General features: G+C 72.4%; 17 protein-coding genes. 15 read left to right on the top strand and 2 right to left on the bottom strand.

From position 1 onward, the window contains the following. Nucleotides 1-443 precede the first annotated feature (443 nt). Nucleotides 444-2,270: a proline--tRNA ligase gene (locus tag ACFT2C_RS11190; RefSeq protein ID WP_377207126.1), complete on the top strand. Its 1,827-nt coding sequence runs from the start codon at nt 444-446 to the stop codon at nt 2,268-2,270. Nucleotides 2,271-2,390: 120 nt separating this feature from the next. On the opposite strand, the gene ACFT2C_RS11185 is transcribed toward ACFT2C_RS11190, so the two are convergent. Continuing rightward, nucleotides 2,391-3,359 carry a DUF4439 domain-containing protein gene (locus tag ACFT2C_RS11185; RefSeq protein ID WP_377207125.1) on the bottom strand — a complete coding sequence of 323 codons (969 nt, stop codon included), beginning with the start codon at nt 3,357-3,359 and terminating at the stop codon, nt 2,391-2,393. 292 nt (nt 3,360-3,651) lie between these two features. On the opposite strand from ACFT2C_RS11185, the gene rimP reads away from it, so the two are divergent. From rimP to truB, 6 genes are all read left to right on the top strand, one after another. Further along, entirely contained in the window at nt 3,652-4,245 is a 594-nt protein-coding gene (gene rimP / locus ACFT2C_RS11180; RefSeq protein WP_377207124.1) for a ribosome maturation factor RimP, read from the top strand. A 1-nt stretch (nt 4,246) separates the two neighbouring features. Then, on the top strand, nt 4,247-5,296 hold the full coding sequence (gene nusA, locus ACFT2C_RS11175; RefSeq protein ID WP_377207123.1) for a transcription termination factor NusA: 1,050 nt from the start codon (nt 4,247-4,249) through the stop codon (nt 5,294-5,296). A 78-nt stretch (nt 5,297-5,374) separates the two neighbouring features. Beyond that, nucleotides 5,375-5,647, top strand: coding sequence for a YlxR family protein (locus ACFT2C_RS11170; protein WP_377207122.1), 273 nt, complete (start codon nt 5,375-5,377; stop codon nt 5,645-5,647). Nucleotides 5,648-5,824: 177 nt separating this feature from the next. Then, on the top strand, nt 5,825-8,824 hold the full coding sequence (gene infB, locus ACFT2C_RS11165; protein WP_377207121.1) for a translation initiation factor IF-2: 3,000 nt from the start codon (nt 5,825-5,827) through the stop codon (nt 8,822-8,824). Between the two features lie 89 nt (nt 8,825-8,913). Continuing rightward, on the top strand, nt 8,914-9,351 hold the full coding sequence (rbfA, locus tag ACFT2C_RS11160) for a 30S ribosome-binding factor RbfA (protein WP_377207120.1): 438 nt from the start codon (nt 8,914-8,916) through the stop codon (nt 9,349-9,351). A 136-nt stretch (nt 9,352-9,487) separates the two neighbouring features. Continuing rightward, nucleotides 9,488-10,468: a tRNA pseudouridine(55) synthase TruB gene (gene truB, locus ACFT2C_RS11155; RefSeq protein WP_377207119.1), complete on the top strand. Its 981-nt coding sequence runs from the start codon at nt 9,488-9,490 to the stop codon at nt 10,466-10,468. 7 nt (nt 10,469-10,475) lie between these two features. Here truB and ACFT2C_RS11150 read toward each other — a convergent pair whose 3' ends face one another. After that, entirely contained in the window at nt 10,476-11,651 is a 1,176-nt protein-coding gene (locus ACFT2C_RS11150) for a hypothetical protein (protein WP_377207118.1), read from the bottom strand. Nucleotides 11,652-11,772: 121 nt separating this feature from the next. Between ACFT2C_RS11150 and ACFT2C_RS11145 the strand changes: the two genes are divergently transcribed. The 8 genes from ACFT2C_RS11145 to ACFT2C_RS11110 all read left to right on the top strand — a co-directional run bounded on the left by ACFT2C_RS11145 (nt 11,773) and on the right by ACFT2C_RS11110 (nt 21,428). Next, nucleotides 11,773-12,366 carry a TetR/AcrR family transcriptional regulator gene (locus ACFT2C_RS11145; protein WP_377207117.1) on the top strand — a complete coding sequence of 198 codons (594 nt, stop codon included), beginning with the start codon at nt 11,773-11,775 and terminating at the stop codon, nt 12,364-12,366. Between the two features lie 129 nt (nt 12,367-12,495). Further along, the gene (locus ACFT2C_RS11140; protein WP_377207116.1) at nt 12,496-13,518 is read left to right on the top strand and encodes a bifunctional riboflavin kinase/FAD synthetase; all 1,023 of its coding nucleotides are present in this window, start codon (nt 12,496-12,498) and stop codon (nt 13,516-13,518) included. Between the two features lie 60 nt (nt 13,519-13,578). Continuing rightward, nucleotides 13,579-15,012 carry an ATP-binding protein gene (locus ACFT2C_RS11135; RefSeq protein ID WP_377207115.1) on the top strand — a complete coding sequence of 478 codons (1,434 nt, stop codon included), beginning with the start codon at nt 13,579-13,581 and terminating at the stop codon, nt 15,010-15,012. Between the two features lie 46 nt (nt 15,013-15,058). Beyond that, complete coding sequence (locus ACFT2C_RS11130; protein WP_377207114.1) at nt 15,059-15,739, top strand: ATP-binding cassette domain-containing protein; 681 nt, start codon at nt 15,059-15,061, stop codon at nt 15,737-15,739. Then, nucleotides 15,736-17,295 carry a DUF6297 family protein gene (locus tag ACFT2C_RS11125; protein ID WP_377207113.1) on the top strand — a complete coding sequence of 520 codons (1,560 nt, stop codon included), beginning with the start codon at nt 15,736-15,738 and terminating at the stop codon, nt 17,293-17,295. Before ACFT2C_RS11130 ends, ACFT2C_RS11125 begins: the two co-directional genes overlap by 4 nt. A 137-nt stretch (nt 17,296-17,432) precedes the next feature. Beyond that, the gene (rpsO, locus tag ACFT2C_RS11120) at nt 17,433-17,702 is read left to right on the top strand and encodes a 30S ribosomal protein S15 (protein ID WP_020016810.1); all 270 of its coding nucleotides are present in this window, start codon (nt 17,433-17,435) and stop codon (nt 17,700-17,702) included. A gap of 197 nt (nt 17,703-17,899) precedes the next feature. Beyond that, nucleotides 17,900-20,155: a polyribonucleotide nucleotidyltransferase gene (locus tag ACFT2C_RS11115; RefSeq protein ID WP_377207112.1), complete on the top strand. Its 2,256-nt coding sequence runs from the start codon at nt 17,900-17,902 to the stop codon at nt 20,153-20,155. A gap of 1 nt (nt 20,156) precedes the next feature. Then, nucleotides 20,157-21,428 carry a M16 family metallopeptidase gene (locus tag ACFT2C_RS11110; protein WP_377207111.1) on the top strand — a complete coding sequence of 424 codons (1,272 nt, stop codon included), beginning with the start codon at nt 20,157-20,159 and terminating at the stop codon, nt 21,426-21,428. The last annotated feature ends 66 nt before the right edge of the window (nt 21,429-21,494 follow it).

Here is a 21,494-nt window from a genome sequence, read left to right as displayed (position 1 = left end):
AGAGTTCCCGGACGTCGGCAAGGTCTGGCTGATCTGGCCCAACCGCAAGTTGCTGGTCTGGCTGGTGCGGTCGGTTGTGCCCGAACCGCAAGCTGCTGGTCTGGCCGGTCCGGTCGGCGGCGCCGAACCGCAGGTTGCACGTCGGTCTGATCGCTGGACCGAAGGTTGTAGGTCCATCCGTGCCGGGATGGACGCGTAGGTTGCGGCTCGGCACCCCTGGACGGAGGGCTGTGCTTGGGCTTGTCGGGCGGGCCGAGCCGCAAGTCCCTCCGTCCATCTGATCGGCGAACCGCAGGTTCCGCGTCAACCTGATCGGCGAATCGGGGGTTCTTGGTCCATCCCTGCCGCGATGGACGTGCACGTTGCGGTTCGGCACCGGGACTTCGGGGGAGGGTCCGAATTCCAGGCGAGCCGGAGCGCCCCTCGCGGATAGGCTGTGCCCCATGTCTTCCGCACGCCTCACTCAGGGCGACGTGCTCCGCATGTCGTCCCTCTTCGTCCGTACCCTGCGCGAGGACCCGGCCGAGGCCGAGGTCGCCAGCCACAAGCTCCTCGTGCGGGCCGGGTACATCCGCCGTGCCGCCCCGGGGATCTACTCGTGGCTGCCGCTCGGCCTGCGTGTGCTGGCCAAGATCGAGGCGATCGTCCGCGAGGAGATGGTCGCGATCGGTGGCCAGGAGGTGCACTTCCCGGCGCTGCTGCCGCGGGAGCCCTACGAGGCGACAGGCCGGTGGACGGAGTACGGCCCCAACCTGTTCCGGCTCAAGGACCGCAAGCAGGCCGACTACCTCCTGGCGCCGACGCACGAGGAGATGTTCGCGCTCCTGGTGAAGGACCTGTACTCGTCCTACAAGGACCTGCCCGTCATCCTCTTCCAGATCCAGACCAAGTACCGCGACGAGTCGCGCCCCCGCGCGGGCTTGATCCGCGGGCGCGAGTTCATCATGAAGGACTCCTACTCCTTCGACGTCAAGGACGAGGGCCTGGACGTCAGCTACCAGAAGCACCGCGAGGCGTACGAGAAGATCTTCTCGCGCCTCGGCCTGGACTACGTGATCGTCTCCGCCATGTCGGGCGCCATGGGCGGGTCACGCTCCGAGGAGTTCCTCAGCCCGTCCCCGATCGGTGAGGACACCTTCGTGCGGTCGCCCGGCGGCTACGCCGCCAACGTGGAGGCCGTGGTCACGCTCGTTCCCGACGCGATCCCGTACGACGGCGCCCCCGCCGCGCACGTCGAGGACACGCCGGACACCCCCACCATCGCCACGCTCGTCGCGGTGGCCAACGAGAAGTTCCCGCGCCCCGACCGGCCCTGGACCGCCGCCGACACCCTGAAGAACGTGGTGCTCACCCTCGTCCAGCCCGACGGCACCCGCGAGCTGCTCGTGGTCGGTCTGCCCGGCGACCGCGAGGTCGACCTCAAGCGCATCGAGGCGGGGCTCCACCCCGCCGAGCCGGAGGCCGCCACCGAGGAGGACTTCAAGAAGTTCCCGCAGCTCGTCAAGGGCTACATCGGCCCGCAGGCGCTCGGCCCGCAGGGCGCGCAGGTCGAGGGGTCCGACGGTGAGAAGGTTCCCGCGATCCGCTACCTCCTCGACCCGCGCGTCGTGCCCGGCACCCGGTGGATCACCGGCGCCAACGAGCCCGGCAAGCACGTGTTCGACCTCGTCGCCGGCCGCGACTTCACCGCGGACGGCACGGTCGAGGCCGCCGAGGTGCGCGCCGGCGACCCCGCGCCCGACGGCTCCGGCCCGCTGGAGCTCGCCCGCGGCATCGAGATGGGCCACATCTTCCAGCTCGGACGCAAGTTCGCCAAGGCGCTCGGCCTGTCCGTGCTCGACGAGAACGGCAAGCAGGCAAGCGTGACCATGGGCTCCTACGGCGTCGGCGTCACGCGCGCGCTCGCGGCGCTCGCGGAGGCCAACCACGACGAGAAGGGCCTGGCCTGGCCCGCGCACGTCGCCCCGGTGCACGTGCACCTGATCGCCACCGGCAAGGGCACCGAGGTGTACGAGGCCGCCGAGTCGATCGCGACCGACCTCGCTGCCCGCGGCGTCGAGGTCCTCTACGACGACCGGCCCACCAAGGTCTCGCCGGGAGTGAAGTTCAAGGACGCCGAGCTGCTCGGCGCCCCGCTGGTGGTCGTGGTGGGCAAGGGCCTGGCCGACGGCGTGGTCGAGGTCCGGCCGCGCGTCGGCGAGGCGGAGCAGCTCCCGCTCGCCGACGTCGCGACCGCGGTGGCCGACAAGGTAGCGGCCCTCCTCGCCTGACCGCCCTCGCTGGTCGAGCCTGCCGAGACCCGAGCTTGTCGGGACCGGTCTCGACAAGCTCGACCAGCGGAGCCCCACCAGCGGACCGTGACCAGCGCGAGCGGGCTCGGCCTGTGGAAGTCAGGCCTGTTCGGGGAGGCCCGGGAACGGGATCGCCGGGGCGCCCCACGAGGCGGTCGCCAGGCTGGTCTCGGTGAGGAGCGCGACCAGGACGGCGCGCGTACCCGCTTCGGCGACGGCGGTCAGCGAGGCATAGTTCTGCGCGAGGTCGTCCTCGAGGCTGCGGGCCAGCTCCGGCGTGGCGGTGTCCGCGCCGGGTATCGCGTACGCGACGCGGCGCGGGTCCTGGTTCGTGCCGTCGATCCCGGCGGCCTGCGCCCAGGCCTGGGCCCGTGTCCGGTGCAGCTGGGCGCGTTCCTGGGCCAGGGTGCGGACGGCATCGTTGGCCTGGGCCGCCCGCACCTCGAGCGCGTAGCCGGCGGTGTCCTCGGCCAGGACGAGGGCGCTCAGGTCCTCGGCCGACAGCCCGGTCGGGACGACGGCGGGAACCGCGGCCGCGGCCACCGCCGGGGTCGCCGAGGTCTCGGCGTCCTCGGTCGGCTCGTCGCCGGGCTCGGCGGGCTCGGGGACCTGGGTCGGCGGCAGCTCGGGGGCCTTGGCCCCGGTGAGCTCCGCGAGGTCGGTGGCGTACCGGGTCTGGGACGCGGAGATCGAGCCCAGCAGCCGGCCGAGCGGCCCGAGCTGGGCCTGGTCGGCCGCGGCCCGCGTGCGGGTGGCGGCGTCGATCAGCGACGTGACGACCGCCCGGGGCGTGTGCTCCGGGGTGCTCGCCGAGGGGGAGGCGCCCGATCGTTCGGTCAGGATGTCGCCCAGGCCGGAGTCGTACTCGCCGCCGAGCTGCTGCGCCTGCTCGATCGCGGCGTCGGAGATCGTGCCGAGCTCGACCACGACATCGGCCTTGACCCCCTCGCCGGCCGCCGCGGCCCCGGCCTGCTCGGCCACGAGCAGCGCGTCCGCGACAGCGGTGCGCCGCAGGACCTCCGCCGCGTCCGGGACCGGCTCCGTGGGCGGCGGTGTCTCGAGCCGCACCCCGCAACCTGAGAGAATGATCGCGCAGGTCAGAGCCAGCGCGGTCAGACCTGACCGGCGTCGGGTTCGGGCCGTGGGGCCGTTGGGGTTCATCGTGGCCGATGATGCCATGTTTCCTTAAGCCCATTCGTGCCCGCGCCGATTGCGGTCGGGTCACGGACATCACGTTCTACGCGAAGTGCCGAGGCCCGGCGCTTCGTTACGCTTGACGCAGACAACAACAGCACATCGGTCGAACCGTTCCGGCTCGAACCGTGCCCCCGCACGTGGGGGAGCCGACGGAAGGCAGTCGATGACACAGCAGGCGGATGCGGTCCGCGAGGTGGTAGGCCCGGTGGTCGAGGCCGCGGGGCTGTACCTCGAGGAGGTGACCGCTACCCGGGCGGGCAGCAAGTCGGTGGTGCGGATCACCATCGACCTGCCGGACGACGCCGTGGGCAGCCTGGACTCCGACGCGCTCGGCGAGGCGTCGCGCGCCATCTCGGCAGCGCTGGACGAGGACGACGTCGTCGCCGGTGCCTACACGCTCGAGATCTCGACGCCGGGCACGGGGCGGCCGCTGACCGCGCTGCGGCACTTCAAGCGCGCCCGCACGAGGCTGGTGACGCTGAAGCTGGCCGACGGTGGGCAGGCCGAGGGCCGGCTGACCGACGTGCTCACGGACGGCGACGACGCCGTCCTGGTGCTCGACGACGACAGGCGGATCCCGGTCGGCGACGTCGTCCGTGGCAAGGTCGAGGTGGAGCTCAAACGGCTCGAGGACGCCCAGGATGCCGAGGCACCAGAACTGGGCGAGAGTGCAGGTGAAGACACCGACGAGGACTCGGACGGTGCTGGTTTCGACGACACGACCGAGGGTCACCCCGGCCGCAACGAGGAAGGCTGACATGGACATCGACATGACCACCCTGCGGATGCTGGAGCGCGAGAGGGATCTCAGCCTGGACGTCCTCGTCGCGGCCATCGAGCAGGCGCTCCTCTCGGCCTACCACCGCACTCCCGACGCCTACAACCGGGCCCGCGTCGAGGTGGACCGCTCGTCGGGCCACGTCACCGTATGGGCACGCGAGGAGCTGCCCGTCACCCCGGACCCGGACGACCCCGACGCGCGCCCCGCCCTGGAGTTCGGCCCCGAGTTCGACCACACGCCGCAGGACTTCGGCCGCATCGCCACCGCGACGGCCCGCCAGGTGATCGTGCAGCGGCTGCGCGACGCCGAGGACGACCAGGTACTGGGCACCTTCCGCGGCAAGGAGGGCGAGGTCCTGGCCGGCGTCATCCAGCAGGGCCGCGACCCGCGCATGGTGCTGGTGGACGTGGGCGGAACCGAGGCGATCCTGCCGCCGCACGAGCAGGTGCCCACCGAGGAGTACGTGCACGGCGAGCGGCTGCGCGCCTATGTGGTCGAGGTCAGCCGCGGAATGAAGGGCCCCCAGATCACGTTGAGCCGTACCCACCCGAACCTCGTGCGCAAGCTCTTCGAGCTCGAGGTCCCGGAGATCGCGGACGGCTCGGTGGAGATCACCGCCATCGCCCGCGAGGCGGGGCACCGCACCAAGATGGCCGTCCGGACCCGGGTGGCCGGGCTCAACGCCAAGGGCGCGTGCATCGGTCCCATGGGTGCTCGCGTCCGCGCCGTGATGGCCGAGCTGCACGGCGAGAAGATCGACATCGTCGACCACAGCGACGACCCCGCCGCCTTCGTGGCGAGCGCGCTGTCGCCGGCCCGTGTGTCGTCAGTCACAGTGGTCGACGCCGATGCGCGTGCCGCCCGGGCGATCGTCCCCGACTACCAGCTGTCCCTCGCGATCGGCAAGGAAGGGCAGAACGCCCGTCTCGCCGCGAAGCTGACGGGCTGGCGCATCGACATCCGCTCGGACGAGGCAGCGGACGCCGACGCAGGTGGTGCCGCTTCCGGCGCGCAGAGCGGTCGGTAACGGCCGGTGGGCCGGCGCGGTAGACTGTCCGAGTCTGGGCCACGCGCCCGTCTTTCGACATACCCCGCTCCACCCGTCATGGGTCCGGTGCGCACGTGCGTCGGATGCCGGGGGCGCGACCAGCGGTCTGCACTCCTACGTCTGGTGCTGGGCTCTTCGGTAGATGGTGACGTGGCAGAGCCACGGCGTATCGTCGTCGATGTCCGTGCCTGCCTGCCGGGTCGCGGTGCCTGGGTTCACCCGGAGCCGCGGTGCCTGGAGCTCGCCGAGCGTCGCAGGGCCGTACCGCGCGCACTGCGTGTGGACGGGCCCCTTGACCTCGGCGAGGTGCGAGCACACCTCGGCCAGTGAGTGCGTAGGCCGCAAGACCGTCCCGACCGGGCGCAACAGTGCGTCCGGCCGAAGTATGCGATTCGTCGACAAGGAAGCGGGTCAGACGCCGATGGGCACCCGATGAGCCCCCAGCGATGAGTACTCAGTACTAACGGTGGTCCTCCCTGTCTTGGGATGGACCGAGACAGGAGAGTTGTGGCTAAAGTCCGCGTCTACGAGCTCGCAAAAGAGCTCGGAGTGGAAAGCAAGACCCTGCTCGGCGAGCTGAAGTCGGCAGGCGAGTACGTCCGCTCGGCGTCATCGACGCTCGAGCCGCCCGTCGTGCGGCGCATGCGCGACAAGTTCCCCGCAGGTGGCGCCGCCGGCCCGTCCGACAAGGGCGCAGCGGCGAAGTCCCCTGCGACGAGTGCACCCAAGCCGGCCGCGAAGCCCGCGGCCCAGAAGCCCGCCGAGCCGACCCCGGCTCCGGCACCGGCCCCCGCGCCGGCACCCCGCAGGACCGAGGCCGAGGCCGCGCCCACACCGGCGCCCGCTCCGGCACCCAGCCCTGCGCCGGCGGCACCCGCCCCGGCCCCGGCACCTGACGAGACCTCGGTGGCGCCCGCGGCGTCCGCCAGGCCCGCAGCAGGCCCCAAGCCTGGTGCGCCGAAGCCCGCCGCGGCCCCCAAGCCCGGCGCGCCCAAGCCGCCCACCGCTCCCTCGAGCGCGCGTCCCGCCCGGGACGGCGGCCGCGGCGGCCGTCCGAGCGGCGACCGTCCCGGTGGCGGTACCCCGCGTCCGGGCAACAACCCGTTCGCGACCAGCCAGGGCATGCCCCGTCCCGGTGGCGGCCGTGGCCGGCCGGGTGCCGGTCCCAGCGACCGGCCCGCCGGTGGCAACCCGCGTCCGGGCAACAACCCGTTCGCGACCAGCCAGGGCATGCCGCGTCCGGGGCAGCGCCCCGAGCGCACCGACGCCCCCAGCGGCGACCGCTCCGGCGGTCCCCGTCCGGGTGGCCCGCGTCCCTCGGCCCCTCGCCCCGGTGGTAGCGGTGGCGGCGGTCCGCGTCCGAACCCCGGCATGATGCCGGGCAAGACCTCCATGCCGCGTCCGGGTGACCGCCCGGCGCCGGGTGGCGGCCGTGGCCGCCCCGGTGGCGGCGGTGGCCGTCCCGGTGCCGGTGGCGGCCCCGCGGGTGCAGGCGCTCCGGGTCGTCCCGGTGCGGGCGGCGGCGGTGGCGGCTTCGGCGGCCCGCGTCGCGGCGCCGGCGGTCGTGGTGCGACGCAGGGTGCCTTCGGGCGCGCCGGCGGCAAGCCGGTCCGCGGACGCAAGTCGAGGCGAGCGAAGCGCCAGGAGTTCGAGGCCATGCAGGCCCCGTCGCTCGGCGGCGTGCAGGTCCCCCGCGGCAACGGCACCACCGTCGTCCGGCTGCGCCACGGTGCGTCGCTGAACGACTTCGCGGACAAGATCGACGCGAACCCCGCGGCGCTCGTGACCGTGCTGTTCCACCTGGGCGAGATGGCCACGGCCACGCAGTCGCTCGACGAGGACACGTTCGGCACGCTGGCCACCGAGCTCGGCTACCAGATCGAGATGGTCTCGGCCGAGGAGGAGGACCGCGAGCTGCTCGGGTCGTTCGACATCGACCTGGAGGCCGAGGAGGCCGACGAGTCCGACGAGGACCTGGCCATCCGGCCGCCGGTCGTGACCGTCATGGGTCACGTCGACCACGGTAAGACCAAGCTGCTGGACGCGATCCGCAAGTCGGACGTGGTGGCAGGCGAGCACGGCGGGATCACGCAGCACATCGGTGCCTACCAGATCACGCACGAGCACGAGGGCACCGAGCGTGCGATCACGTTCATCGACACCCCGGGTCACGAGGCCTTCACCGCCATGCGTGCGCGTGGTGCGCAGGTCACCGACATCGCGATCCTCGTGGTCGCGGCCGACGACGGCGTGATGCCGCAGACGGTCGAGGCGGTGAACCACGCGCAGGCGGCAGGTGTGCCGATCGTGGTGGCCGTCAACAAGATCGACGTCGAGGGCGCCAACCCGGCGAAGGTGCGTCAGCAGCTCACCGAGTACAACCTGGTGGCCGAGGAGTACGGCGGCGACACGATGTTCGTCGACGTCGCGGCGAAGCCGGGCATCGGTATCGACGACCTGATCGACGCCGTCCTGCTCACCGCGGACGCGTCGCTCGACCTGCGGGCGAACCCGACCAAGGACGCGCGTGGTGTGGCCATCGAGGCGAACCTCGACAAGGGTCGCGGTCCCGTGGCGACGGTGCTGGTCCAGGCCGGCACGCTGCACGTCGGGGACGCGATCGTCGCGGGCACGGCCTACGGCCGCGTCCGTGCGATGTTCGACGAGCACGGCAACTCGGTCGAGGCGGCCACCCCGGCCCGCCCGGTCCAGGTGCTGGGCCTGACGAGCGTCCCGGGCGCCGGCGACACGTTCCTCGTGGCGCCGGACGACCGGACCGCCCGCCAGATCGCCGAGAAGCGCCAGGCGGCGGAGCGTGCTGCGACGCTGGCCAAGCGCCGCAAGCGGATCAGCCTCGAGGACTTCGACTCCGAGCTCAAGAAGGGCAAGGTCGAGAGCCTCAACCTCATCCTCAAGGGCGACGTGTCCGGTGCCGTCGAGGCACTGGAGGACGCGCTGCTCAAGATCGACGTGGGCGAGGAGGTCGAGCTGCGCGTCATCCACCGTGGTGTGGGTGCGATCACGCAGAACGACGTCAACCTGGCCACCGTCGACAGCGCCGTGATCATCGGCTTCAACGTGAAGTACGGCGAGCGCGTCGAGGAGCTGGCGGAGCGCGAGGGCGTCGACGTCAAGTTCTACTCGGTCATCTACCAGGCGATCGAGGACGTCGAGGCGGCCCTCAAGGGCATGCTCAAGCCGGAGTACGAGGAGGTCCAGCTCGGGACCGCGGAGATCCGCCAGGTCTTCCGTTCCTCGAAGTTCGGCAACATCGCCGGTTCGGTGGTCCGCTCGGGCAGCATCCGCCGCAACTCCAAGGCGCGTGTGCTGCGCAACGGGACGGTCGTGGGGGACAACCTCACCATCGAGTCGCTGCGTCGCGAGAAGGACGACGTCACCGAGGTCCGCGAGGGCTTCGAGTGCGGTATCGGTCTCGGGTCGTTCAACGACGTCACCGAGGGCGACACCATCGAGACGTTCGAGATGCGCGAGAAGCCGCGCGTCTGACGCTGATGGCTCATTGAGTGCGGGGTATTCGCCCGGCCGGCTGGTCCGGACCAGGCGAATGCCCCGCACTCACGCTGAAAGGAATGTTCATGGTCGACAATCCGCGGGCTCGCAAGCTCGCCGACCGCATCAAGGTGATCGTCGCGCAGATGATCGACACGCGGATCAAGGATCCGCGGCTCGGCTTCATGACGGTCACCGACGTCCGGGTGACCGGCGACCTGCAGAACGCCTCGGTGTTCTACACGGTCTACGGCTCGGACGAGGAGCGTGAAGGCACTGCCGCGGCGCTGAAGAGCGCCACGGGCCTGATCCGCTCGGAGGTGGGCAAGCAGACGGGTATCCGCCTGACGCCCACGCTCGAGTTCCACCTCGACTCCGTCCCCGACACGGCCGCCAACCTGGACGCCGCGCTGATCGAGGCCCGCAACCGCGACGCCGAGCTCGAGGCGCTGCGGGCCGGTGCCCGGTACGCGGGCGACGAGGACCCCTACAAGAAGCCGCGCGAGGACGACGAGGCCGAGTAGCCTCCAGCCCTCCGCGGACGGACGCCGTCGCCGCCACCCGCCGTCCGGCCGGGACGCTCTCGTTCCGGCCGGCGTGGGTGGCGTCGGCGTCCCCGGACGCCGCGCGCCAGCCCCGAGTCACGAGATACTGGTACCCATGATTTCACCCACCCCGCAGGCGCCGGTGCGCCGTCCGACGGCCGACGACGGGTTCGTCGTCGTCGACAAGCCGCAGGGCTGGACCAGCCACGACGTCGTCGGGCGGATGCGACGGCTGGCCGGGACGCGCAAGGTGGGCCACGCCGGGACGCTCGACCCCATGGCCACGGGCGTGCTCGTGCTGGGTATCGGCAAGGCCACCCGCCTGCTCACGTACGTGGTGGGCGCGGACAAGGACTACGACGCCACGATCCGGCTGGGCGTGGCCACCACCACTGACGACGCCGAGGGCGCCGTCGTCACCGTGGCCGGCGAGGGCGCCGTCGCACGGGTGGACCGGGCGGCGCTGGACGCCGCCGTCGCCGAGCTGACGGGCGACATCCTGCAGGTGCCCACCTCGGTGTCGGCGATCAAGGTGGACGGCAAGCGCGCATACGCGCGGGTCCGGGCGGGGGAGGAGGTCGCGCTGCAGGCGCGGTCGGTCACCGTCTCCCGGTTCGACGTCCTGGACGTGCGCCAGGTGACGGCGGCGGTGCCCGACGTCGAGGACGTCCCCGTGATCGACGTCGACGTGCGCGTCACGGTCTCCTCCGGCACCTACGTACGCGCCCTGGCGCGCGACCTGGGCGCCGCGCTCGGCGCCGGCGGGCACCTCACCATGCTGCGCCGCACCCGCGTGGGCGGCTACGACCTGGCCGGCGCCCGCACGCTGGAGCAGATGGAGACGCAGGCCGACGCCGACGGCACGCTGGCCACGATCCCGCTGGCCGAGGCAGCGCGCGGCACGTTCCCGGTGCGCGAGCTCGACGAGGTTGAGGTCCGCGCGCTCGGCTACGGCCAGTGGGTGGAGCCGTCGGGGCGTCCGGACGTGGTGGCGGCGCTGTCGCCGTCGGGCACGCTGGTGGCGCTGCTGGAGGACACGCGCCGCCGGGGCGAGAACCTCGCCAAGCCCGTGCTGGTGCTCGCGCCCGCAAGCTGAGCCCGGCTCAGGCCGGAGCGGTCAGCACCGGCGCCCGGCGGGCGCCGGTGGCGCGGGCGTGGCCCACGATCGACAGCAGCACCCCCGCCGCGGTCCAGAGGGCGAGCGCCAGCCAGGCCGCCGAGGCGTCGGCGTCGGGGAAGTAGGAGACGTCGCGCAGCAGGGTCGCGCTCGCGCCCGGCGGGAACCACTGGCCGATCTCGCCCCAGTGCCACGGCAGGAACTCGGACGGCATGGCGGCGCCCGAGATCGGGTTGCCGACCAGCATCATGAGCACCGGGCCGAGCGCTATGCCGGCCCGGCCGAGCACCGCCACGAACCCGGTGATGGGGGCCGCGATCGCGGCGATCGACAGGGCGAGGACGCCGCCGTCGAGCAGCCAGTCGCCCTGCACGGTGCCGAACCAGAAGTGCAGGATCCCCACGAGGATCCCGGCGCCGACCACCGAGTAGACCGTGACGGCGAGCACGCGGCGCAGGGCGCCGGTCACGGCGATCGAGATGCCGATGCCGCCGATCATGCCGCCCAGCAGGATCGGGAAGAGGGCGGCGGTGAAGCCGGACCCGCGCGGGTCGTCGGCGGAGAGCGGGACGACGTCGGCGACGGTCACCTTCGGGACCTCGGGCAGCTGCGGCGCCTCCCTCTCGCCGGACGGCGGAGCCTGGGGCTGGTCGCCTTGCGCCGCGGCCTCGAGCGCCTGCCGGACCGCGGTCTCGACCGCCTCGGAGGCCTGTGCCTGCGCCGCCGCCAGCGCTTCGGCGGTCGCCGCGTTGGCCTGCGCCTGGATGCCCTGCTGCATCTGGGTGGCGAGCTGCGTCATGAGCTGGTGGGTCACGCCGCTCGCGGCCGACGCCGTGAGCACCTCGGGCGCCTCGCCCGCCGCCGGGTCGCCGAGCACGACGCCGCCGTAGACCTCGCGGGTCTCGATGGCCTCGACGGCCACGGCCCGGTCGTCGGCCTCGATCAGCTCGATGCTGCCGGGCTGCGCCTCGTCGAGCTGGTCGCGGAGGGTGGCGACGGCGTCGTCGGACCCGACGACGGCGACGGGCAGGTCCCGCGGTTCCGCGGTGACCGAGGGCCACGAGAACGCGAGCACGAACACGGTGAGCACGAGGGTGAGGGCGAGGGCGACGCCGATGACACGGCCCGCCGGGGTGTGGGGCGCTGGTGCGTCGTGGGACATGGGGCATGCTCCGTCTCGATAAAAAACGAACGCTCGTTTTGTATGGCCCACGATGCTCCGCGAACGTATGCTTGTCAATCGCCTCGGGCATCAGCCCGGGCATGACGACGGGAGGTGGCCGGTGCCGAAGATCAGCGACGCTCGACGTGATGCCCGCCGTGCCGAGATCGTGGACGCCGCCCGGCGAGCGTTCACGGCGAAGGGCTACCAGCACACCTCGATGGCCGACGTGATCGCCGAGGCGGGCCTGTCGACCGGCGCCGTCTACGGCTACTTCGAGGGCAAGCGCGACCTGTTCGCGGCGGTGGCCCGGAACGTGCTGGGCAGGCGGAACGCCGACCTCGTCGAGGCGGCGTCCGACGGCAGCCCGCCCGCTCCGGCGGAAGTGCTGGAGATCGTGCTCGACGGCGTGCTCTCCGAGGGCCTCGAGCTGCGGCTCCTGGTCCAGCTGTGGGGCGAGGCGACCGTGGACCCCGAGATGCGGGACGTGGTGAACACCGGGGTCAAGGTGCTCAGGAGCGCCTTCGTCGCAGCCCTGCGACGCTGGTTCGAGGTGCATCCGGAGCATGCGCCCGATGGGCCCGACGCGGCCGCGGAGGACCTGGTGCCGGTGCTCATGGGCATGGGGCAGGGGTTCATCTTCCAGTCGGCCATGTTCGACGGCTTCGACCGGGCGGCCTATCTCGACGGGGCGCGCCGGCTCCTGCCGCACTGACCGCGCGAAGCGCCCGCCCACACCGATCATGGGGAATCCCCGGGCTCCGGATAGGCTTGACGATCGGTGCGGGATGTCGCGTGAGCGGCCGTCGCGCCCACGCCACCCGATTCATGAGGAGCAACCCGCGTGCAGCTGTGGACGGACCTGGAACAGGTTCCCCCGGGATTCGGGCCATCTGTGGTGACGATCGGCAACTTCGACGGCGTCCACCGCGGCCACCAGGCGGTGCTGAGACGAATCCTCAGCCTCGCCCGGAGCGACGCGGCCAGCGCCGTCGCGGTCACGTTCGAGCCGCACCCGTCGCTCGTGCACCGGCCGGAGTCGGCGCCGGAGCTGATCACCGGCCTGGAGGACCGCCTGGCGCTCATGGAGCGCACGGGCCTCGACGCGACGCTGCTGGTGCGCTACACGCTCGACTTCGCCGCCCAGACCCCCGAGGAGTTCGTGTCCCGGTACCTCGTGGACGGCCTCGGGGCGCGCACGGTGGTGGTCGGGCACGACGTGCGCTTCGGCAAGCAGAACGCCGGCACGCTCGCCACGATGGTGGAGCTGGGTGGGCAGCACGGGTTCGAGGTGGTCGCGATCGAGGACGTGGGCGACTCCCTCCCGGCCGACGGCGACGGGCACCAGCGCTGGTCGTCGACGGCGGTGCGCGCGCTGCTCGCGGAGGGCGACGTCGACCAGGCCGCCGACGTGCTCGGCCGTCCGCACCTGGTGCGCGGCACCGTGGTGCACGGCGACGCCCGGGGCCGCGAGCTGGGCTTCCCGACCGCCAACCTCGGCGACATCACCGGCCTCGTCCCGGCCGACGGCGTCTACGCCGGGTGGCTGCGCCGCGGCAGCGCGGCGACCTGCGCGAGCCTCGCCGCGCCCGAGGGCGACCGGGCCGCCGTGTCCGGCGCGGGGCTGGGCCAGGAGGAGATCCTGCCCGCCGCGATCTCCATCGGCACCAACCCGACGTTCGACGGCGTCGAGCGGCGCGTCGAGGCGTACGTGCTCGACCGCACCGACCTCGACCTGTACGACCAGGCGGTGGCGTTCGAGTTCGTGACCCACTTGCGGCCGACCCTGCGCTTCGACGGCATGGAACCGCTCATCGCCCAGATGAACGACGACGTCGCGCGGGCCCGGAAGATCCTGCGGGCGTAGACGCCGAACGTAAACTAAGATTGAATCTTAGTAAGATTCGATCTTAGTTGAGGAGCCCAGATGCGGTTTCACGGTCGGGACGCTGACCTGCGGCGGCTCGCGGGACTGCTGGAAGCCGTCGAGGCGGGGACCGGCACCACGCGGGGCAAAGCCGCGATCATGACCGGCCGCCGCCGCGTCGGCAAGTCGCGGCTCGCGCAGGAGTTCTGCGACCGCACCGGCGGCGAGTACTTCGTCTTCCAGGCGACCCGTGGGCGCAACGCGACGGCCGAGCGGCGCGAGTTCCTCGCCTCGCTCGCCCAGTCGGGCCTGAATGCGCCCGCCATCTTCGCGCACCTGAGCCCGCCCGACTGGAACGGCACGCTGCGTGCGCTCGCCGAGTTCCTGCCGGATGACAGGCCGACGGTGGTCGTGCTCGACGAGGTCCCCTGGTTCGTCGAGCAGGACGCGGAGTTCGAAGGAGCGCTCCAGACCGTCTGGGACCAGCAGCTGTCGGCGAAGCCAGTGCTGCTCCTGCTCATCGGCAGCGACCTGTCGGTGATGGAGGCCCTGCAGACATACGGTCGCCCCTTCTTCGGACGGGCGACGAAGATCGACATCGCGCCCCTGAACGTGGCTGACGTCCAGGGAATGACGGGCCTGGGGGCCGCGGACGCGGTCGACGCTCACCTGATCACCGGTGGGTTCCCCGAGATCGTCCAGACCTGGGAGTCCGGGCAGTCGAGGGTGGATTTTCTCCGGGGAATGCTCAGCGACCCCCTCTCGCCGCTCCTGGTCGCCGGCGAGCTGTCGTTGCTCGGCGAGTTTCCCGAGTCCTCGCGCAGCCGGGCGATCCTCGAGGCGATCGGCGACGGCGAGCGGACGTTCACCGCCATCGCCGCCGCGGCCGGGAACTCCGGCGCCCTGCCGGCGGGCACCTTGAACCCCCTGCTCAGGAGGCTGGAGGCCAAGCGGATCGTCGAGACCGACCTCCCGCTGTCGACGGCGTCCGACACGAAGAACAAGCGGTACCGCATCAGCGACCCGTACCTGCGCTTCTGGCTCGCGTTCCTGCGCCGTGCGATTCCCTTCGTGGAACGCGGGCGCGGCGACGTGGCGCTGGAGCGGATCGAGCGGTCGTGGTCGACCTGGCGCGGCAGGGCGGTGGAGCCGCTCGTCCGGGAGTCGTTGATGCGTATCCTGCTGGACTCCGAGTGGCCCGAGGTCGAGGCCGTCGGGGGCTGGTGGAACCGGCAGAACAACCCCGAGGTGGACCTGATCGGTGCGGACCGCGCGCCAACGGCACGGCATGTGGAGTTCATCGGATCGGTGAAGTGGTACGAGACCGACACCTTCGGGACGCATGAGCTCGAGGACCTCGCCCGCGCCCGTGGCACGGTGCCGGGGACCGGCGACGACACCCCACTGGTCGCCGTCTCGCGGTGTGGTGTCGAGCCGGGTCTTCCGCTGGCGGCGCACTGGGGTCCGGACGAGATCGTCGGGGCGTGGAAGTGAGGCCACGGACGGGAGAACCCGAGCCGGTTCGCGCGTTGAGGTGGGCATGACGCTCCTCGAACTGTCCGACCTGGTCGTCGGGTACGGCGGCAACGCCGTCTGCCCGCCGGTGTCGCTCACGCTGGCGCCGGGCGACGTCGTCGCCGTGATCGGGACCAACGGCACCGGCAAGTCCACGCTGCTGCGCACGGTGCTCGGGCTGCAGGAGCCGCTGTCGGGCACGGTCCGCGTGTTCGGACAGGTCGTGGACGAGCGTGAACGGGGCTTCCGGGCCCGGGTCGCGGGCGTGCTGGACGACGACGCTTTCTTCCCCGGCGTGACCGTCCGCGAGCACCTCGTGCTCACCGCGCGCGGCCACGGCGTGCCCGACGCCGGCGCCGTCACCGACCACGTGCTCGACCACGTGGGCATCGCAGGCCACGGCAGCGCGATGCCGCACACCCTGTCGTCCGGGCAGCGCCGCCGGTTCCTGCTCGCGAGCGCGCTGGTGCGGCCGCGGGACCTGCTCGTGCTCGACGAGCCGGAGCAGCGTCTCGACACTGCCATGCGCGCCCGGCTCGGCGACACGCTGCGCGCCGAGGCCGACGCCGGCACCGCCGTCCTGTTCGCCACGCACGACGACCGGCTCCTCGCCGCCACCGGCGCAAGCGCCCTGTACCTGTCCGACGACGGCGCCGTCCTGCTGCCGCCGGCCGAAGCCCCGGGCGTGCTGGCGGGCTTCAGGTGACGGACAACCAGACGGGCGAGGGGGCCGCCCCCGCCGTCGGACCTGCCCTGCCCCGCCTCGTCGGGGACGAGGACGAACGGCTCACCGGCGCCGAGCTGCGCCGGCTGACCGCGCGCGTGCGCGCCCACAACCTGCCCGCCGAGCCAGGCCGCGTGGCGATGGACGTCGGCGAGGTGGCGATCTCGCTCGCGCTCGTCACGCTGTACATGTGGGGGTTCGGGGCGCCCGTGCGGGAGCTGCTCGGGTCCGACGCGACAGGGTTCGGGCTGGGGCCCGGCCTGGTCCAGGCCATGGTGCTCGCCCTGGCGGTCGTCGCGGGCGCGGCGCTCGCGCTGCGCCTGGGGCCGGCGGGCCTGCCCGCCGCCGGCGTGCGCTGGTGGGTACCCACCAGCGCCGACCGGACCGGCCTGATGTCGCCGTCCGTCGTGCGCCTGGTGCTCGTCGGGATCGGCGCGGGCCTGGTCGTGGGCGGCGTGCCCGCGGCCTTCGTCGGCGTCGGCGTCACCGGAGTCCTCGTCGATGCCGCACTGGGCGGGGCGCTCGGGCTCGTCGTGGTCGCCGGTACGGGCATGCTCCAGGTGACCGGAGCGGCGTCGGGCGACCTGCCGCAGCGCATGCTCACTCTGCTGCTCGCCGCGGTGCCGGTGGCGGGCCTCGGGGCCGCGCTGTGGGCCCCCGGATGGGCGGCGTGGGCTGTGCCCTGGCCCGTGCCCGCCGCGCTCGCGGTCCTGGGCGGCGCGGCGCTCGCGGTCTGGGCGACCCGGCTGGACCGGCTCCGGGCTGGTGAGCTGCGCGCCCGCGCGTCGGCGGCGATGCAGGCCTCGGCAGCCCTGCTCTCGCTCGACAGCGGCGGCATGAGCCGCGCACTCCTCAGCGGCGGCCCGACGGCGTCGCGCGTCCTGCCCTGGCTGCCCGGCACGGCGCGCGGCCCCGCCGGGGCGCTGCTCGCCGCCGACGCCACCCTGCTGGCCCGCTCGCCCGCCGCCCTGGCGGGGCTGGTCGCGCTCGCCGCGACCGGGGCCGTCGCCGTCCAGGTGCCCGGGCTGGCCGACGGGATCGGGCTGTGGGCCGTCCTCGCCGGCGTGGGATACGCGGGGGCGCTCGCGGGCGCCGTCGGCCCGCGGTCGGCGGGGGAGAACCCGCGCCTGGACGCGCTGGTGCCGCTGAGCGCCCGGGCCGCGCGGGTCGTCCGCACGGCGTGGCCGGTGCTGACCGCGGGGATCGTGCTGGGCGCCGTCGCGGTGGCGGTCGGGGGCGGGCAGTGGCTCGCGATGGCGGTGCCCTCCGCCGTCGTGCTCGGGGCCGCGGCCGTGCGTACCGCGTACCGCGGGCCCGTGCCGTGGGACGTGCCGATGATCGCGACGCCGGCGGGCGGCGTGCCGACCGGGCTGGTGCTCCACCAGCTCAAGGGGCTGGACCTGGCGGTGCTCGGCACGCTCCCGCTCGCGTGGGTGGCGGTCGCGGGGGTTGCGACGCCGTCACTCGTCGTCGTGCAGGTGCTGTTCGCGACCGGCGCGGTGCTGTGGGCGGCGCACGTGAAGGCGGCTGGTCGGTAGTGCCGGAGGTCTCACTCTCGCGTCGGGCGGGCAGGGCTGGCACTGGTAGTGTGGTATCGCCGTCTGAACGGCCGCGGATCGAGAGCGCCCCGGTGAACAAGTCCCGGAGCACCGCGCAACGACACTGAAGGAGAGCCATGCCGCTCGACACTGCCACGAAGCAGCAGATCATTTCCGAGTACGGAACCAAGCCGGGCGACTCGGGCTCGCCGGAGGTGCAGATCGCGCTCCTCACGCAGCGCATCAAGGACCTCACCGAGCACCTCAAGGAGCACAAGCACGACCACCACAGCCGTCGTGGTCTGCTGCTCCTCGTGGGCCAGCGCCGTCGTCTCCAGGGTTACCTCAAGGGGATCGACATCGAGCGCTACCGCGCCCTCGTCGACAAGCTCGGCCTGCGCCGCTGACATGACGCCCACCAGCCCGGCCCCCGCTGCGGGGGCCGGGCTGGTCTGGTGAGATGCTGTAGTACAAGAAGGCGCCGCCCGTGACCTCGTCCGGTCCTCGGTAGTGGCTTCCCGAACACCTGGTTCGGTAGGCCTCGATCGATGACCGTCGGGCACGGGGGCGTTCCCAGAGAACACCCAACAGAAGGAGGGCACCCGTGGAGGGTCCCGAGATCCAGTTCGCCGAGGCCGTTATCGACAACGGTCGCTTCGGCACCCGTACCGTCCGGTTCGAGACCGGACGCCTCGCCAAGCAGGCCGCCGGCGCAGTCGCCGCGTACCTCGACGGCGAGACCATGCTGCTGTCGACCACCGCGGCCGGCAAGCACCCCAAGGACCAGTTCGACTTCTTCCCCCTGACGGTGGACGTCGAGGAGCGGATGTACGCCGCGGGCCGCATCCCCGGCTCGTTCTTCCGCCGCGAGGGCCGCCCGTCGACCGACGCGATCCTGACCTGCCGCCTGACGGACCGCCCGCTGCGCCCGCTGTTCGTCAAGGGCCTGCGCAACGAGGTCCAGGTCGTCATCACCGTCATGGCGCTGCACCCGGACGACGCGTACGACACCCTGGCGATCAACGCCGCGTCGGCGTCGACCCAGATCTCCGGCCTGCCGTTCGACGGCCCGGTCGGCGCGGTCCGCATCGCGCTGGTCGACGGCCAGTGGGTCGCGTTCCCCAAGTACTCCGACAAGGAGCGCGCGGTCTTCGACATGGTCGTGGCCGGCCGCGTCGTCGGTGACGACGTCGCGATCGCCATGATCGAGGCCGAGGCCACCGACAACGCGTGGACCCTCATCAAGAACGAGGGCGTCGCGGCGCCGACCGAGGAGGTCGTCGCCGAGGGCATCGAGGCGGCCAAGCCGTTCATCAAGGCCCTGTGCGACGCGCAGGCCCAGCTCGCCGCGCAGTCCGCCAAGGAGACGCAGCAGTTCCCGCTCTTCCCGGACTACCAGGACGACGCGTTCGCGGCCGTCGAGGCGGCCGTGGCCCCCGCGACGCGGGACGCGCTCACCATCGCGGACAAGCAGCAGCGCGAGAACACCCTCGACGAGATCAAGGCGGGCCTGCAGGAGCAGCTCGCCGGTCAGTTCGAGGGCCGCGAGAAGGAGCTGTCGGCGGCGTACCGCTCGCTGCAGAAGAAGCTCGTCCGCCAGCGCGTGCTGACCGACGGCGTCCGCATCGACGGCCGTGGGCTCGCGGACATCCGCACCCTCTCGGCCGAGGTCGAGGTGCTGCCGCGCGTGCACGGCTCGGCGATCTTCGAGCGCGGCGAGACCCAGATCCTGGGTGTCACCACGCTGAACATGCTCCGCATGGAGCAGCAGATCGACTCGCTCGGTCCGGAGACGCGCAAGCGCTACATGCACAACTACAACTTCCCGCCGTACTCGACCGGTGAGACGGGCCGCGTGGGCAGCCCGAAGCGCCGCGAGATCGGCCACGGTGCGCTCGCCGAGCGCGCCCTGGTGCCGGTCCTGCCGAGCCGCGAGGAGTTCCCGTACGCGATCCGCCAGGTGTCCGAGGCGCTCGGCTCCAACGGCTCGACGTCGATGGGCTCCGTGTGCGCGAGCACGCTGTCGCTGCTGAACGCCGGTGTGCCGCTGCGCGCCCCGGTCGCCGGTATCGCGATGGGCCTCGTGTCCGACACCGTGGACGGCGAGACCCGCTACGCCGCGATGACGGACATCCTGGGCGCCGAGGACGCGTTCGGCGACATGGACTTCAAGGTCGCCGGCACCAAGGAGTTCGTCACGGCCATCCAGCTCGACACCAAGCTCGACGGCATCCCCGCCTCGGTGCTGGGTGCGGCGCTGGGCCAGGCCCGCGACGCCCGCCTGACGATCCTCGAGGTCCTCGACGAGGCGATCGACACGCCGGACGAGATGTCCCCGAACGCCCCGCGCGTCATCACGGTGAAGGTCCCCGTCGACAAGATCGGCGAGGTCATCGGCCCGAAGGGCAAGATGATCAACCAGATCCAGGAGGAGACGGGCGCGGACATCTCCATCGAGGACGACGGCACCGTGTACATCGGCGCCACTGACGGCCCTTCGGCCGAGGCCGCCCGCGCGGCGATCAACGCGATCGCCAACCCGCACGTCCCCGAGGTGGGCGAGCGGTTCGTCGGCACCGTCGTCAAGACGACGTCGTTCGGCGCCTTCATCTCGCTGTCCCCGGGCAAGGACGGTCTGCTGCACATCAGCCAGATCCGCAAGCTCGTGGGCGGCAAGCGCGTCGAGAACGTCGACGACGTGCTGTCCATCGGCCAGAAGGTCCAGGTCGAGATCGGCGAGATCGACCCGCGCGGCAAGCTGTCGCTGGTCGCCGTCACCGACGAGGACGAGGCCGCCCCGGCCGAGGCCCCGCAGGCAGACGCCGACGCCGCAGCGGTTCCCGCCGACGCGGACGCCTGACATGGCTTGGCACCTGCCGCTCGTTCCCGCGGGCGAGCCCGGCGGTGTCCGTGTGCTCACCGAGAACATGCCGGGCCAGCGCTCGGCGACGGTGGGCGCGTGGATCGGCGTCGGCTCGCGGGACGAGACCGACGGTCACTTCGGCTCGACGCACTTCCTGGAGCACCTGCTCTTCAAGGGGACCGCCCGGCGGTCCGCGATGGACATCGCCGAGGCGTTCGACGCCGTCGGCGGCGAGGCGAACGCGGCCACCGGCAAGGAGCACACCTGCTACTACGCGCGGGTGCTGGACTCCGACCTGCCGATGGCGGTCGACGTCATCTCCGACATGGTCACCTCCGCGCGCCTGGACTCCGACGAGCTCGAGACCGAGCGCGGCGTGATCCTCGAAGAGCTCGCGATGAACGACGACGACCCGACCGACGTCGTGCACGAGGAGTTCTCCGCCCTGGTCCTGGGGGACCACGCGCTGGGCCGCCCCATCGGCGGCACGCCCGAGACGATCAACGCCGTCCCGCGCGACGCCGTCTGGGACCACTACCGCTGGAACTACCGGCCCGAGACCCTCGTGGTCACGGCGGCCGGCGGGATCGACCACGACAAGCTCGTGCAGCAGGTGACGCAGGCGCTGTCCGACGGCGGATGGGACCTCGACGCCGCCGTCGCGCCGCGTGACCGCCGCGCCGCCACGGAGGACCGGGTAGGCGTGCCGGAGGCCGGAGCCGAGCGGACGGTCAAGCGGTCCGTCGAGCAGGCCAACATCATCGTGGGGTCCACCGGCATCTCGGCGACGGACGACCGGCGCTTCGCGCTGTCCGTGCTGAACGCGGTGCTGGGCGGCGGCATGTCGTCGCGGCTGTTCCAGGAGATCCGCGAGAGGCGGGGCCTGGCGTACTCGACGTACTCGTTCGCGTCCGCCCACGGCGGGCTCGGCACCTTCGGCCTGTACGCGGGCTGCGCGGCCGCCAAGGCGGACCAGGTCACCGACCTCCTCGTCGAGGAGCTGGAGAAGCTCGCGAACGACGGGATCACCGAGGCCGAGCTGAAGCGGTCCGTCGGGCAGCTGTCCGGCGGCACGGTGCTCGGTCTGGAGGACTCCGGATCGCGGATGAGCCGCCTCGGCAAGGCCGAGCTCGTCTACGGCGACCTGCTGTCGCTGGCCGAGTCGCTGGAGCGCATCCAGGCGGTCACGTCAGCGGACGTCCAGTCCCTGGCCCAAGACCTGGCCGGCCGCCCGCGTTCGATCGTCCGCGTGGGCCCGTTCGACAACTGACCCCGTTGAGTGCTGGGTATTTGTCGAATTGGGCCCTCTGATTCGACAAATAGCCAGCACTCAACG

The sequence above is a fragment of the Promicromonospora sp. NPDC057138 genome, from assembly GCF_042670845.1.
Taxonomy (GTDB): domain Bacteria; phylum Actinomycetota; class Actinomycetes; order Actinomycetales; family Cellulomonadaceae; genus Promicromonospora.
The sequence above is the reverse complement of the archived record's forward strand: the minus strand, read 5'-3'. Positions and strand labels throughout refer to the sequence as shown.

Coding starts and splice junctions, on each gene's coding strand:
- ACFT2C_RS11190 (WP_377207126.1), top strand. CDS start 444: ATGTCTTCCGCACGCCTCACTCAGGGCGACGTGCTCCGCATGTCGTCC.
- rimP (WP_377207124.1), top strand. CDS start 3,652: ATGACACAGCAGGCGGATGCGGTCCGCGAGGTGGTAGGCCCGGTGGTC.
- nusA (WP_377207123.1), top strand. CDS start 4,247: ATGGACATCGACATGACCACCCTGCGGATGCTGGAGCGCGAGAGGGAT.
- ACFT2C_RS11170 (WP_377207122.1), top strand. CDS start 5,375: ATGGGTCCGGTGCGCACGTGCGTCGGATGCCGGGGGCGCGACCAGCGG.
- rbfA (WP_377207120.1), top strand. CDS start 8,914: ATGGTCGACAATCCGCGGGCTCGCAAGCTCGCCGACCGCATCAAGGTG.
- truB (WP_377207119.1), top strand. CDS start 9,488: ATGATTTCACCCACCCCGCAGGCGCCGGTGCGCCGTCCGACGGCCGAC.
- ACFT2C_RS11150 (WP_377207118.1), bottom strand. CDS start 11,651: ATGTCCCACGACGCACCAGCGCCCCACACCCCGGCGGGCCGTGTCATC.
- ACFT2C_RS11135 (WP_377207115.1), top strand. CDS start 13,579: ATGCGGTTTCACGGTCGGGACGCTGACCTGCGGCGGCTCGCGGGACTG.
- ACFT2C_RS11130 (WP_377207114.1), top strand. CDS start 15,059: ATGACGCTCCTCGAACTGTCCGACCTGGTCGTCGGGTACGGCGGCAAC.
- rpsO (WP_020016810.1), top strand. CDS start 17,433: ATGCCGCTCGACACTGCCACGAAGCAGCAGATCATTTCCGAGTACGGA.
- ACFT2C_RS11110 (WP_377207111.1), top strand. CDS start 20,157: ATGGCTTGGCACCTGCCGCTCGTTCCCGCGGGCGAGCCCGGCGGTGTC.